8 protein-coding genes are annotated in these 14,910 nt (G+C 56.6%); all 8 read left to right on the top strand.

Features of this window, described 5'->3' with window-relative positions:
- The first annotated feature begins 448 nt into the window (after positions 1-448).
- The 8 genes from metG to M3090_RS09160 all read left to right on the top strand — a co-directional run bounded on the left by metG (position 449) and on the right by M3090_RS09160 (position 14,879).
- Entirely contained in the window at positions 449-2,491 is a 2,043-nt protein-coding gene (gene metG, locus M3090_RS09195; protein ID WP_249055465.1) for a methionine--tRNA ligase, read from the top strand.
- A gap of 125 nt (positions 2,492-2,616) precedes the next feature.
- Positions 2,617-4,062, top strand: a complete 1,446-nt coding sequence (locus M3090_RS09190; RefSeq protein ID WP_249055475.1) for a lipopolysaccharide biosynthesis protein — start codon at positions 2,617-2,619, stop codon at positions 4,060-4,062.
- A gap of 21 nt (positions 4,063-4,083) precedes the next feature.
- Positions 4,084-4,932, top strand: a complete 849-nt coding sequence (locus M3090_RS09185) for a glycosyltransferase family 2 protein (protein ID WP_249055463.1) — start codon at positions 4,084-4,086, stop codon at positions 4,930-4,932.
- Positions 4,933-4,944: 12 nt separating this feature from the next.
- On the top strand, positions 4,945-6,018 hold the full coding sequence (locus M3090_RS09180) for a hypothetical protein (protein ID WP_249055460.1): 1,074 nt from the start codon (positions 4,945-4,947) through the stop codon (positions 6,016-6,018).
- Positions 6,019-6,055: 37 nt separating this feature from the next.
- Positions 6,056-6,928, top strand: coding sequence for a phosphorylcholine transferase LicD (locus tag M3090_RS09175; RefSeq protein ID WP_249055457.1), 873 nt, complete (start codon positions 6,056-6,058; stop codon positions 6,926-6,928).
- A 5-nt stretch (positions 6,929-6,933) separates the two neighbouring features.
- The gene (locus M3090_RS09170) at positions 6,934-7,953 is read left to right on the top strand and encodes a hemolysin activation protein (RefSeq protein WP_249055455.1); all 1,020 of its coding nucleotides are present in this window, start codon (positions 6,934-6,936) and stop codon (positions 7,951-7,953) included.
- A 284-nt stretch (positions 7,954-8,237) separates the two neighbouring features.
- The gene (locus tag M3090_RS09165) at positions 8,238-12,218 is read left to right on the top strand and encodes a two-component regulator propeller domain-containing protein (protein ID WP_249055453.1); all 3,981 of its coding nucleotides are present in this window, start codon (positions 8,238-8,240) and stop codon (positions 12,216-12,218) included.
- Between the two features lie 96 nt (positions 12,219-12,314).
- Positions 12,315-14,879, top strand: coding sequence for a hypothetical protein (locus M3090_RS09160; RefSeq protein WP_249055450.1), 2,565 nt, complete (start codon positions 12,315-12,317; stop codon positions 14,877-14,879).
- The last annotated feature ends 31 nt before the right edge of the window (positions 14,880-14,910 follow it).

The following is a 14,910-nucleotide window of genomic DNA, read 5'->3' as shown; positions in this document are numbered from 1 at the left end:
GAGTAATTTTGCTTGGCTTAAAGTGTTGAATCGGTATTTAATCTATGAAATTACCTGTTATGTCCCGAAGGGAAGGAAATCCTGCGGAACTGGGGCATACCTGACACGATGGCTGCCCGCTGTTTCGTGATTCTCGGATATATTGACGGTGATTATCCCGCATCAAAACCTCGGAAAGAGAACAGGTTCGTAATAATAAAATAGTGTGACACAGAGCGAACGATTTTTAAGCAGACTCTAAAACCTGCGGGTCATTTATCTTGATAGAAAGCCTGCAGATTTTGGGTGAGTGACCTGTCTGACAGGAACTGTTATTTAGTGGCAGAAAACTTGTCAGCATTAATTTGCCTATCTTCTCTTTCGCAGATTGCCAAAGAAACGCTATCTTTGCAAATTCTATGACAAGGAAGCTTTTAACGTATAGCCTATTATATAGATAGATATGATTATGGAAAAGAATTTCAAGCGTACCACCGTGACGTCGGCCTTGCCCTACGCCAACGGTCCGGTGCACATCGGACACCTGGCGGGGGTGTATGTGCCCGCCGACATCTATGTGCGCTACCTGCGTCTGAAGAAACAGGACGTGCTTTTCATCGGCGGAAGCGACGAGCACGGGGTGCCCATCACCATCCGCGCCAAGAAAGAGGGCTGCACGCCGCAGGACATCGTAGACCGCTATCACGAACTTATCAAGAAGTCGTTCGAGGAGTTCGGCATCTCGTTCGACGTCTATGGCCGTACCACGTCGAAGGTGCATCATCAGACGGCTTCGGATTTCTTCCGCAAGCTCTATGACAAGGGTGAGTTCATCGAAAAGACCTCCATGCAATATTACGATGAAGAGGCCAAGACTTTCCTGGCCGACCGCTACATCACAGGCGAATGTCCCCGCTGCCATGCACAGGGCGCTTACGGCGACCAGTGCGAGAAGTGTGGCTCGACGCTCAGCCCTACGGAGTTGATTAACCCCAAGAGCGCCATCAGCGGAAGCGAGCCGGTGATGAAGGAGACCACGCATTGGTACCTGCCCCTGGACAAGCACGAAGCTTGGTTGCGCCAATGGATATTGGAGGACCACAAGGAGTGGCGCCCCAACGTCTACGGCCAGTGCAAGAGTTGGCTGGATATGGGCTTGCAACCCCGTGCCGTGAGCCGCGACCTGGACTGGGGTATTCCCGTGCCGGTGGAGGGTGCCGAGGGCAAGGTGCTGTATGTATGGTTCGATGCGCCCATCGGTTACATCAGCAACACCAAGGAACTGCTGCCCGACGATTGGGAAAAGTGGTGGAAAGACCCTGAAACGCGCCTCATTCACTTCATCGGCAAAGACAACATCGTCTTCCACTGCATCGTCTTCCCCGCCATGCTGAAGGCTGAGGGCAGCTACATCCTGCCGGACAATGTGCCCGCCAACGAGTTCCTCAACCTGGAGGGCGACAAGATATCGACTTCGCGCAACTGGGCCGTCTGGCTGCACGAATATCTGCAGGACTTTCCCGGCAAGCAGGACGTGCTGCGCTACGTGCTGACGGCCAATGCCCCGGAGACGAAGGACAACGACTTCACATGGAAGGACTTCCAGGCGCGCAACAACAACGAGCTGGTGGCCGTCTATGGAAACTTCGTGAACCGTGCCCTGCAACTGACCAAGAAATACTTCGACGGCAAAGTGCCTGCGTGTGGCGAGCTAAATGCCTACGACCAGGAGACTCTGCGAGAGTTTGCCGACGTCAAGGGCGAGGTGGAGCGCCTGCTGGATGTCTTCAAGTTCCGCGACGCGCAGAAAGAGGCCATGAACCTGGCGCGCATCGGCAACAAATACCTGGCCGATACCGAGCCTTGGAAGCTGGCCAAGACGGATATGGGGCGTGTAGGCACCATCCTGAACATTGCCTTGCAACTCGTGGCCAATCTGGCCATTGCCTTCGAGCCGTTCTTGCCCTTCAGCAGCAAGAAGCTGCGCGAGATGCTGAACGTGGAGCACTTGGAGTGGGACAACCTGGGACACACAGACCTCCTGCCCGAAGGCCATCAGTTGGGCGAGCCGGTGTTGCTGTTCGAGAAGATTGACGACGAGACTATCCAGGCACAGGTAGACAAGCTGCTGGCCACGAAGAAGGCCAACGAGGCTGCCAACTACAAGGCTAATCCCGTGAAGCCGGTCATCGCTTTCGAGGAGTTCGAGAAACTGGACATCCGCGTGGGCACGGTACTGGAGTGTCAGGCAGTGCCCAAGATGAAGAAACTGTTGCAGTTCAAGATTGCCGATGGTCTGGAGAACCGCACCATCGTGAGCGGCATCGCCCAGCATTACAAGCCCGAAGAGCTGGTGGGCAAGCAGGTGCTGTTCATCGCCAACCTGGCTCCCCGCCAGTTTAAGAACGGCCTGGTGAGCGAAGGCATGATTCTCAGTGCCGAAGATTGGGACGGCTCGCTGGCTGTGACATCGGTGCTGCGCGAGGTGAAGCCGGGCAGTGAGGTGAAGTAATCCTTCTGAATGAAGAACGAAGAATGAAGAATGAAGAATTTCCTTGCCAAGAGGAACTAAAGGGGACGAATAAAAAGCTGTGTGCCGCCTCCTCCGAAGATTCTTCATCCCGTCGCGAAGCGACCATTCTTCATTCTTCATTAAAAGAGAAGACCGCCCGCGGACTGTTTTGGGGAGGTATCAGCAACGGCGTGCAGCAGTTGCTGAACCTCCTTTTCGGTATCTTCCTGGCCCGGCTGCTGACGCCGGATGATTATGGCATGGTGGCGGTGCTGAGCATCTTTTCTTTAGTAGCCAGTTCTTTGCAGGAAAGTGGATTTACGGCCGCTTTGGTCAACAAAAAGGATGCCGGACATTGCGACTACAACGCCGTGTTCTGGTTTAACGTGGGGTTGGGGACTTGTCTGTATTGGCTGTTGTTCTGGGCATCGCCGTTTATTGCCCGTTTCTATGGCAATCCCGAATTGACACCGTTGGCTCGTTACTCTTTTCTGGGCTTTTGGGTGTCCAGTTGCGGCATTGCTCACAATGCTTATTTGTTCCGCCATCTGATGACCCGGCAGAAAGCCATTGCATCTATGTTATCTCTTTTTGTATCGGGCTGTACGGGCGTTACGCTGGCTTATTGCGGATTTGCGTATTGGGGTATTGCGACTCAGACCTTGGTCTACATCAGTGTGCAGACCGCATGTTACTGGTATTTCTCACCCTGGCGGCCTACGTTCCGTTTCGATTTCTCTCCTTTGCGCCAGATGTTCGGCTTTAGTTTTAAGCTATTGTTGACAAACATCTTTAATCACCTGAATAATAGTCTGCTGAGTATCGTGCTGGGTAAGTTGTATTCCGAGCGCGAAGTGGGTTATTACAGCCAGGGAAACAAATGGAGCGGCATGGGACAACTGTGCATCCTGGGCATGATTAACGGTGTGGCCCAGCCTGTTTTGGCCGGTGTGTCCGATGATGCCGAGCGCCAACGGCGTGTTTTCCGCAAGTTGTTGCGTTTTGTTGCGTTTGTTTCTTTCCCTGCGTTGTTGGGTTTGGCACTCGTGGCACAGGAGCTGACGGTTATTGCCGTGACGGATAAATGGCTGCCCAGTGTGCCGTTCTTGCAGATGATGTGCGTCAGCGGGGCCTTTGTTCCCATTGTCGGCTTGTATCAGCAGTTCATCATCAGCCAGGGACGGTCGGATGTCTTTATGTGGAACATCATTTTGTCCGGACTTGTCTTGTTGGCTTGCGTGCTTTTGGCACATCCTTGGGGCATAAAGGCTATCGTATGGGCATATGTCGTTGTCTGTGTCGGTTGGTTGCCCGTGTGGCATCGGTTGGCTTGGCGTGGCAAAGGTTTAAGCTGGTGGCTTGCCTTGCGCGACATGGCTCCTTATGCAGTTGTGTCTGTGGGGGTCATGCTGATTACCCATATCCTTACCGTTTCTGTCGATAATATCTACTTGCGTTTGTCGGTAAAGATAGCCATTGCGGTTTTGCTGTACATCGGCATCATGTGGGTGGCTGGGGTATCCACTTTGCGTGAGGCTTGGGGCTATTTCCGGAAGAAGCAGGTCGTTTAATCTATTAACAAGCACTTGACCATGCGCATCCTTGCTTTAATTACGCTTTTCCATCCGTCACCGGAGGTGGCCGATAACATGGCTTCCTATGCATCCGGTGCAGACGCTCTTTTCTTGTGGGATAATACGCCCGGTGGGGCTGTTTTGTCTTTGCCGGTTGAGGCAGAAAAGAAAGTCATCCGCTATCGCCGGGGAGCAAACGTGGGCATCGGTAAGGCACTGAATGAGGCTGTATGTCTATTGGAAGAAGGTGGCTTTACTCACCTGCTGACAATGGACCAGGACAGTGCCTTTGTCCCTTCTACCTTTGAAGCCTATAAGCGGCAGGTTGCCGGTTGGCAGGACAAGCGGCCGGTGGTGTTTGTACCGCGGGTGAATGTTTCAAGAAAAACAACGGAAGACTGGGTGGAGACGCAGGGATTTATCGTTTCAGGAAGCATATTCCCCCGGTTTACTTTGAGTGAGGTCGGCGCGTTTGAAGAGCGGCTGGTGATAGACGGCATCGATGTGGAGTACGGTTATCGCCTGCGCCGGGCAGAGGGGCACGTCGTTCAGGTGTCGGCCGGGGAGTTGAAGCATGAGTTGGGTTATCCGCTGACGAAGCGCTTCTTGTGCTGGCATCCTGTATCGCTTAACTATTCACCGCTGCGTGTTTATTACATTGCCCGTGCCTTTCTGTATTTGCAGCGTGCCTATCCGGAGTATGTCGACCGCAGGTTAGTACGCAAGCTGGTGTGGATGCGCCCCTTCTACATCGTGCTGATGGAGCGGCAGAAAGGCCCGAAGTTGCTTGCCTGGTTCCAGGGCGTCTGTCACGGCTTGGGCGGACGTTTGGAGCGTGATGCTTACCGGGAACGGATGAACCGTTAACTATTGTTGCTTATGGATGACTTGAACGAAAGATACGAGGCGTTGAATGACTCTTTCCGCACGGCCTTGATTTATCACACGGGCATCGATGCCGGTTTCTTTGCCGAGTACAATACGTTGTTGCACGCTTTGCTCTATTGTTTGCAACAGAAAGTGCAGTTCCGCCTTTATGCCGACGATGCCAACTTCGGTTATGCGCACGGCTGGGAGGATTACTTCCGTCCGTTCTGCCCTTTGGTGCACGAGGCGTTTCACCATACTTACAATCTTTACCGCCTTCCTTCCTGGCCGGTGGTTTGCCGAAAAGCTTGGGAAGAACGCTGCCTGCGCCTTCTCCGTTGGAAATTGAAGGCCGGTTGGCGGCATTGGGCGGGCTGCTGGCTGGCGTGGTCGGCCTATGGAGGGCGGACGTTGCTGAGCCAGCACGTGCGTTTCCGTCCGGAGGGTCGTTTTGTTATCCCGGAGTTGGGGATTGACGGTGATTATCTGGCTGCTTACCGGGTGGCGGATGCCATTGCCTGGCGGTTGAACGAGCCGGTGCGCCGGGAGTGTGCACAGTTGGCTTCCGGTTTGCATCTTCCACCGTCGTATGCCGGTTGCCAGATACGTGGTGGGGACAAGGTGATGGAGACAGCACTCTTGCCGCCCGAACATTATGTGCGTTTGCTGCGCGAGCAGGCTCCGGGGCAGGAAGTGTTTGTCTTGACAGACGACTATCGGCTGTTTCAACGTTTGCAGGAACTGGCACCTGAGATTCGCTGGCACACGCTCTGTACGCCCGAAGAGCAGGGCTATGTCAACCGTAGTTTTACCCGTGCCAATGCCGGTGAGAAGCGGACACGCATGGTCCGTTTCCTGGCTTCGATGGAGATTCTGAAAGGTGCTTCGCTTTTTGTGGGGAGCGTGACGCCGGGTCCCAGCCTGTATCTTTCCAAACTGTTGTATCCGCGTATATGTCCGGCCGATTGCCGTCTGGAAGATTTTCCCACGGTGTGCCGCCTGCCCATTGCCGGGCGCACCCGGTGGGCAGACAACTACCTGCATACAGAATATTTCGGGGAGAAAGGTGCGCGTTTTTCCATTTAAGTCTTACCTTTGCAGGTATGAACTTACTTCCGCAGCCATGATTCAACAAAGGACCTATACTTCGGAGGAACTGGCACGCCTGCACGCCGTTCTCTACGACCTCTTGGGAGAGGCCGACCGGGTGTGCCGTAAGCATGGTATTCCTTATTTTCTGGTGGGGGGAACAGCCATCGGAGCGTTGTACGACCAGGCTATCTTGCCGTGGGACGACGATGTGGACATCGGCATGACGCGCGATGCTTACGACCGTTTCCTGCAAGTGGCGCCGGCTGAACTGGGACCCGATTATTTCCTTTCCTGGATGGGCACCGACCCGCATACGCCTTATTATTATGCCAAGCTAAAGAAGAACGGGACGCTTTTTGTCGAGTCGCTCTTTCGCGATGTGCCCATGCATCAGGGAATCTATATTGACATCCTGCCTTTCGACCGCGTGCCGGACAACCGCTGGGCGCACCGCCTGCAACGGGCGGCAGTCAATTTTCTGAAGTGCTGCCTCATGGGCAAGGAGGCTTGGTTGTGGCGATACTTTGGCCGTTGCCGCTCAGGCTGTACCAGCCGGCGCGGTCCGCTGCCCTGCCTGTTGAACCGTTTGGTAGACACTTTCCTCAGCAAGAAACAGATTTATAGGCTGATGCTGGCTGCCCAGACTGCGGCCAACGGGCGGCGTACCCGCTGTTTCAGCAACATCGTCACGACCACGGACTATATTGCGGAAGAAGACGTGCGCGACCTGCGCTCTGTGCCCTTCGGCCCGTTGACGGTGACTGCCCCCGCCCGGTTGGAAGCCTTCTTGCGCCGCAACTACCCCACGCTGCACCGTTATGACGAGCAGGAGCAGCAGCGCGTGGCGGGCCATTGCCCCGACGTGTTATCTTTCGGCTCGGATTCTCTTCACTCAAACTACTGACAGACATGAAACAACCGGCACTTGTAGACGTATCCGTCCTGATTCTTTTCTTTAACCGGCCTGCGCAACTGGAGGCTGTGTTCAGGCAAGTGAAGCTGGCGCGCCCCGCCCGCCTTTATCTCTACCAGGACGGGCCCCGCGGACCGCACGACATGCCTGGCATCGAGGCTTGCCGCCGCGTGGTGGACGATGTGGACTGGGAGTGCGACGTGCACCGCAACTACCAGGAAAAAAACTATGGCTGCGACCCTTCGGAGTACATGGCGCAGAAGTGGGCGTTCTCGCTTTCTGATAAGTGTATCGTGCTGGAGGATGATGATGTGCCTGCCGTTTCTTTCTTCCGGTTCTGCAAGGAACTGCTGGACAGGTATGAGCACGACACGCGCGTCAGCATGATTGCCGGCTTCAACACCGAGGAGGTGACGCCCGGCGTGTCTGCCGACTATTTTTTTGCCACGACTTTCTCCATCTGGGGATGGGCCAGTTGGAAGAGGGTGGTCGACACGTGGGACGAACACTACACGTTTCTGGACGACCCGGAGGCCATGTGCCGGCTGAAGGAGCTGATTGCCGCCCGCCGATACCGCAAAGACTTCCTCTACATGTGCCGCCGCCACCGCGAGAACAAGAAGGCTTACTATGAGACTATCTTCCAGGCCTCCGTCTTCCTTGGCTCCGGGCTGAGCATCGTGCCCACGCGGAACATGATTAACAACCTGGGTGCAGTGGCCGACTCTACGCACTTTGCCGGTTCGGCGCAGACCATGCCCCGCGGCTACCGCCGTATCTTCACGATGAAGCGGCACGAAGTGGACTTCCCGCTGAAGCATCCGCGCTACGTGGTCGAGAACACGGCCTACAAGGAGCGCGTCTACCGCATCATGGGGTGGCGCCATCCGTGGATAAAGGTGGCTCGTTCGTTCGAGGAACTGTTTCTGAACCTTCGTTACGGCAACTTCAAACTGATAACACAAGCTGTGCGCCGCCGCGTGGACAAGTGGCTGCGCCGCGACCGCCATTGGTAAGCTCCGTCCGGGTTATTCCCCCAGCAGCGGCAGTGGCTCCAGCATCCGTTTTAGGCGGAGGGCGATGCGCGGCATCGGTTCGGCAATGCTTTGCCTGATGTGCGGGACGGGCGCGGCTCTTGTGCGTAAGAACCACCCCTCTTGTCCGGAAGGGCGAGCCTTGTCGTGCGTCCTGTCGGCTCCTTCCGGGCGGAACGTCGGTTCTTTCGGCAGATTTCCGGTCGATTTGTGCGGTTTTTCCAGACTTTTTCCGTACGTTTGTCAGGACCTTTAGTGAACAGACCATGCAGAACCCATTCGTACGCTTCATTTTCCTGTGTTGCTTCCTGCCCTTGTTGCTTCCTCTGCCGACGCGTGCCGCCGGCGCATGGCCCGAATACACCCAGTTCCATCGCATCGGGTTGGGGGCGGAGGCTACGGTCATCAGTTGCTTGTTGCAAGACACGGAGGGAATCATGTGGATTGGCTCCGACAGGGGGCTGTTCAATTACGACGGTTATTCGGTTCAGCCGTTCTTCGACTTCGGCACATTCAATAACACGCGCATCTACTGCGGGGCGGTGGCAGACAGTACGCATCTGTATTTCGGTGCCGACAATGGTCTGCTGATTTACGACTACCGGCACGACGCGTATGTCGACACCGGCGTCACCTTCCCGAAAGACATCCGTGCACTGGCCCGTTTCGACGGCCTCTGGTGGCTGGGCACGCTGCACGGGCTGTACACCTATTGCCCGGATACGGGCGAACTGGCCGACGTCAGCGCCGGGCTGCCCCACCGCACGGTCTACGCCTTGCTGCCGGCTTCGGACGGACGGCTCTATGTGGGCACCTACGACGGCTGTTGCCGGCTGGCGGAGGGCGACGGAGCGGGCTACGAACCGGTGGTTTTGCCCTCGCGGCGCGGCAAGAGCAACCGGTTTGTCAACGTGCTGCTGGAAGACAAGGAGCGTGGCTGTATCTGGATAGGCATGGAAGGTGGCTTGTTGAAGTACGCCCACCTGGGTGACGGCAGAACCTCGCTCGTCGGAGGCTTCGGGAGCAACTCGGTGAAGTCGCTCGCCCTGGATTCCAACGGCTGTCTGCTGGCGGGCACTGACAACGGCCTGTACGTCTACGACGGCCGGGCGCGGCTGGAACACATTGTGCACGATTCGCGCAACCCACATTCGCTCTCCAGCAATATAGTCTGGACGATACTGAACGACGACGACGGTAACATCTGGCTGGGCACCGACTACGGCATCTCGATGACGAAGCGTCGTGCCTCTCTGCACACCGTGCCGCTGGCGGCACTGACAGGCACGGGCGAGGGCAACCGCTTCTACGCCATGCTGCGCGGGCACGACGGCTGTTTCTGGTTCGGAGGCGCTAATGGGCTGATACGTTTCCGCAACGCGACAGACGCGCAGGGACGCCCGGCTTTCGAGAGCGAGTGGCATAAGATGGACGACGCCCGCTTCCCCCTGTCGCACAACCGTGTCCGCCAACTCTACGAAGACCGCGACAACCAGTTGTGGGTGGCCACCGATGGGGGAGTGAACCGTTACGACGGGGTGCGCCGCCGCTTCGTGTCCTATAACATCGTCGACAGCACCCACCGCTACAACGCCAACTGGGCGTACAGCTTGTTCGAAGACCGCGACGGACAGTTGTGGATAGCGACTTGCCTGGGCGGCATCTTCGTGATGGACAAACAGGAATTGTTAAAGGGAGGGAAAGACGTCTACGTGGCGCGGCAGATGTACACCACGGACAACGGCCTTTCGGGGCTCTTCGTCAACCAGATGGTGCAAGACCGCAACGGGCAGGTATGGGCATTGCTTTACAACGCCGTCAACTGCATCGAGAGAATCGATCCCCGCACGGGGCGGGTGACGCACGCGGCTTCCGGCGCGTTGGAGGGAGGCCAGTCGCCCAACTGCATCCGCTGCAGCAGCGACGGCTACATTTGGATTGGTTTCCAAGGCGGTGTGATGCGCATCGACCCGTCGGACGAAAGCGTCCGCAAGCTGACCTTCGGCACCGACAGCCGTTACGAGGTGCTGGCCATGGAAGAGGCCGAGGGCAGAATCTGGATTTCTACCACCGACGGCTTCTGGGTAGCCGACCGCGAGGCGACCTCCCTTCGCCGCCTCAATGTGTCCGAACAGCGTTTCACCGCCATGTACTTCGACCGCACCGACCGCTTGCTTTACCTGGGGCTGGTAGACGCTTTTGCCGTGGCCTCGCCCTCCCGCCTGTTGGAAGACCGACCGCACCGTCCCCTGCGCCTGACAGCCTTGTTCGTAAACAACCAGCCCTACCGTCCCGCACCCGATGAGGCCGATGCCGGCATCCGCTACGCCCGTCGTCTGCGGCTGAAGCACCACCAGCGCAACTTGGCTTTCGAATTGTCCGACCTGCCTTATGCGGTCGAAGAAAAAACACGCTTCAAATATCGTTGGGAAGAGGCGGGCAACGACTGGACATTCCTCCAGCCAGGTGTCAACCGCATCTCCTTCAACAACTTGGGCTACGGCTGGCATCACCTGGTTGTCGACCGGGCAGATGCAAGCACGGCGTCCGGCAGGCAACCTTACGTGCTGGACATCGAAATCCTGCCGCCTTGGTATTACACCTCGTGGGCCAAGGCGGCGTACGGGCTGTTGGCCCTGGCGTTGCTGGCCTGGATGGTGAACTTCTTCCGCGTGAAAAGCCGCCTGAAGCTGGTGCGTCTGGAGAAGGAAAAGATATTGGAACAGTCGAAAGCAAAGATGGACTTCTTTGCCAACCTGTCGCACGACCTGAAGGCGCCGCTCAGCATGATAATCGCGCCCATCAGCCGCTTGCTGCCGAACGTGGCCGACAAGCAGGAGAAGCAACTGTTGGAACAGGTGCAAAGGAACGCTATGAAGCTGAACGCGCTTATCCACAGCGGACTGGACGTCAACCGCGTGGACAGTGGGAGCAACCTGCTGCTGATACAGTCGCAAATCGAGCTAGTACAGTTTGCCCGCAACCTCCTCGCCCTCTATGCCGACGACCCGGCCAAGAGGAAAACCTTGGACTTTGAGTTCCGTTCCGCGCAAAGCAAGCTGTACATCCAAATGGACGCTGTCAAGCTGGAATCTATTCTGGACAACCTACTGTCCAACGCCGTAAAATATACGCCTGAAGGCGGGCGGGTGACGCTTTCGCTGGACGTGGCCGACGGCGGAAAAGAAGTGCAGATAACCGTGGCCGACACCGGAGTCGGCATCCCCGTGCAAGACCAGCCCTACGTATTCCAGCGATTCTTCCAGTCGTCGCGGACGGCGGGCAAGAAAGAAGGGACAGGCATCGGCCTCTATCTGGTAAAGACCTATACCGAACTGCACGGCGGAAGCGTGCGTCTCCACTCCGACGAAGGCATCGGCACAACGGTCGTCCTGACGCTCCCTGTCGTGGCAGCAGTCGATTCGCCGCCTGCCGATGCCCTTCCGCCCGAACCGCAAACCGACGCGCCGCAGCCAGCAGCCGACACGCTTTCCGCTCCAGACGATGCCCCCGTCGTGTTGGTGGTGGAAGACGATGCCGACACGTCAGACTTCATCTACCAGGTGTTGCACGCACGCTACCGTTGCCGGATGGCGCGCAATGGCAAAGAAGGCCTCGACATCGTGCTCCAGACCGTGCCTGCCCTTATTATATCGGATGTCTCGATGCCCGTCATGGACGGTTTCGAGATGGTGCGTCGCATCAAGAAATACGTGCCCGCGTCGACGGTCCCCATCGTCCTGCTGACGGGCAAGTCGGACAAGCAGACCGAGCTGGAAAGCATCCGCCTGCACATCGACGCCTTCATCGCCAAACCTTTTGAGCCGGACATCCTTCTGTCACGGGTAGAGCAACTGTTGTCCAACCGCCAGACCTACGAAGCCAAAGCGCGGATGGAGGCCATCGCCACTCCGAAGGAGATAGAGGCCGTGTCGTACGACGAGAAGTTCTTGTCCGCCGTCACCCAGCTTATCGAGCAACACATCTCCGACTCCGAGCTTAACGTCAATGCTTTGTGCGAATGGACGTCGACCAACAACAAGCAGATGTATCGCAAGATAAAGCAACTGACCGGACTGACGCCCGTGGAGTACATCAAGTCCATCCGCATGAAGAAGGCAGCCATCCTGCTGAAGCAACACAAATTTTCCGTGGCCGAAGTGATGTACATGGTCGGCTTTTCCAACCACTCTTACTTCTCGAAATGCTTCCAAAACGCCTTCGGAGTGACTCCTAAGCAGTATTAGTCCGTTTTTTATCCTTTTATGTCCGATTTCTGCTTTGCAGGAAGACGGGCGTAATCTATCTTTGCCATCGAAGATTATCAACTTAAATTTGATGGCATGAAGAAACATTTTCTACTCCTGTTCACCGTTTTGTTGTCAGTCGTTTCACCGACTCGGGCAGACGAAAAAGTACCCACTGTTTTTATAGATGGCAAGGGCGTAATGCGTTGGTCGGACACCAAGGCCGAGGCTTCTTTCTTCGGAGTCAACTACACACTCCCTTTCGCGCACGCTTATCGGGCGATGGGCTATCTGGGCATCGACCGCAAGGCCGCCATCGACCGCGACGTCTATCACCTGGCGCGCCTGGGCATCAATGCCTACCGTATTCATCTTTGGGATGTGGAGTTAACCGATTCCGTGGGCAATCTGCTGGAGAACGACCATCTTGACTTGCTGGACTACCTGCTGAGCAAGCTGGAAGAACGCGGTATCCGCACTGTAATCACCCTGCAAACGAACTTCGGCAACGGCTATCCCGAACGGAACGAACCGACGGGTGCCTATTCCTATAAATATGATAAGTGCAGCATCCACCAAGAGCCTGAAGCCATTGCCGCCCAAGAACGCTACGTGGCAGCTTTGGTGCGCCACGTCAACGCTTATTCCGGCCTGGCCTACAAGGACGACCCTTACATCGTGGGCTTTGAAATCAATAACGAGCCTTGTCACGTCGGTTCGGTGGACGAAACGCGGGACTATATCGAGCGGATGCTCCGTGCCCTGAAGCGGGCAGGCAACCGTAAACCGGTCTTTTACAACGTCAGCCACAACGGCCAGGTTGTCCAGGCTTATTACGATACGGACATCGAAGGAACCACTTACCAGTGGTACCCCACGGGCCTGGTCTCGGGGCACACTCGCCAAGGTAACTGTTTGCCGGCGGTGGAGCAATACACCATTCCGTTCTCCGGCGTGAAGGGCTTCGACCGCAAGGCTCGCCTGGTTTATGAGTTCGACCCTGCCGACTTGCTTTGCACTTATATGTATCCTGCCACTGTCCGCACTTTCCGCTCGGCGGGCTTCCAGTGGATAACGCAGTTCGCTTACGACCCGATAGACATGGCCGCGTACAACACCGAGTATCAGACGCACTTCTTGAACGTGGCCTATACGCCGGGCAAGGCTGTGGGTCTGATGGTGGCGGCAGAAGCGGCGCAGGCTGTCGGGCGGGGAGAACGGTTCGCCCCATATCCGGCCGACACGCTGTTTCATGATTTCCGTGTCAGTTATGCCCACGATTTGGCCGAACTGAACGATGGGCGCAAGTTCTTCTACTCCAACAACACGCAGACAACGCCGAAAGACCCCGCCGGACTTCAGGCCATAGTCGGGTGCGGCAGTTCGCCCGTGGTGCAGTACGAAGGGACGGGTGTTTATTGGATAGACCGTCTGGAAGAAGGCGTCTGGAGGTTGGAAGTGATGCCCGACGCTGTGGTAGCCTCCGACCCGTTTGCCAAGCCGTCGTTGGACAAAAAGGTGGTTCAGCTTATCTGTAACGCCTGGAACATGGCACTGCGCATCCCGGACTTGGGCACGCGATTCAGCGTGACGGGGCTGAACGAAGGCAATCGCCGTCGGGACGTAGTGACGAACGGCATCGTCGCTGCGTTGGTTCCCGGGGTGTATTTGTTGCAACGCGACGGGGTGACGCCTTCCTGTACATGGAACCGAGACACCCGTTGGCAGAACATTACGTTGGGCGAATACGTGTCTGTTCCTTCGCTCGAAGAGGGGTACATCGTCCGCCATCAGCCTTGGAAGTGTGTGGATGCCGGGCGCGACATGACGTTGACTGCCGTGGTGGCCGGCCCTGTGCAACCCGACTCTGTCGTTGTCTATACGGATAAAGTATCGTTCTGGAGTGAAACAAATCCATCTGTCAAGATGCGGCGGGTGGAGGGATATACGTGGCAGGCCACGGTGCCCGCCGCCGAACTGAAGGAAGGTACGTATCGTTACAACATCGTGGTCTTTGCCGGAGGAAGGAAACAGACCTTCCCGGCTGGGACTCCCAAGAGCCCGTTGGATTGGGATTATACGGACTACTCGTATTGGCAGACCGATGTGCAGCCGGCCGACGCGCCTTTGCTGCTGCTGGATGAGGCTTCTGCCGTCTCGTCTGCCGAACTGTATGTTTTGCCCGAATGGAGTTCGGTGAGTGTGCAGCCGGTGCAGCGGGCCTTGACCGACAAACTCTCTGCTCGTATCACGTTTGTCCCGAAGAAGGAGGGTGAGACCTGTTTCCTGCGCCGCTACGTGAAAGACGATTTGCAGGGTAGGGCAGAACGGTTGGCCGGATGCCGCACGTTGTGTCTGCACCTCAAGTCTGCACCCCGCGGCTTGCAGGTCGGGCTCATCACGGCCATGGGTTATACGTATGCCGCTGCTTGTCCGGCAGCCGATGCCGACGGCGTGGTGCGCATCCCCTTGTCGAAGCTGAAGCTGACCGACACCGCTTTGCTGCCCTTGGCCTATCCCTCTTTTCTGGATGCTTATTTCCATCCGCAGACGGAGCTTCCCTTGAGGGCGGCAGACATCGAGTCGTTGGAATTGCGCGTCACGCAGCAGCCGGCCGGCAAGGAAGCCGTACTGGAACTGGGCGAAATCTGGTTGGAATGAAATGACCTGATACTAATTACTTATATATCAT

Origin of the sequence: Bacteroides sp. ET71 (assembly GCF_023336905.1) — a bacterium.
GTDB lineage: Bacteria > Bacteroidota > Bacteroidia > Bacteroidales > Bacteroidaceae > Bacteroides.
The sequence above is the reverse complement of the archived record's forward strand: the minus strand, read 5'-3'. Positions and strand labels throughout refer to the sequence as shown.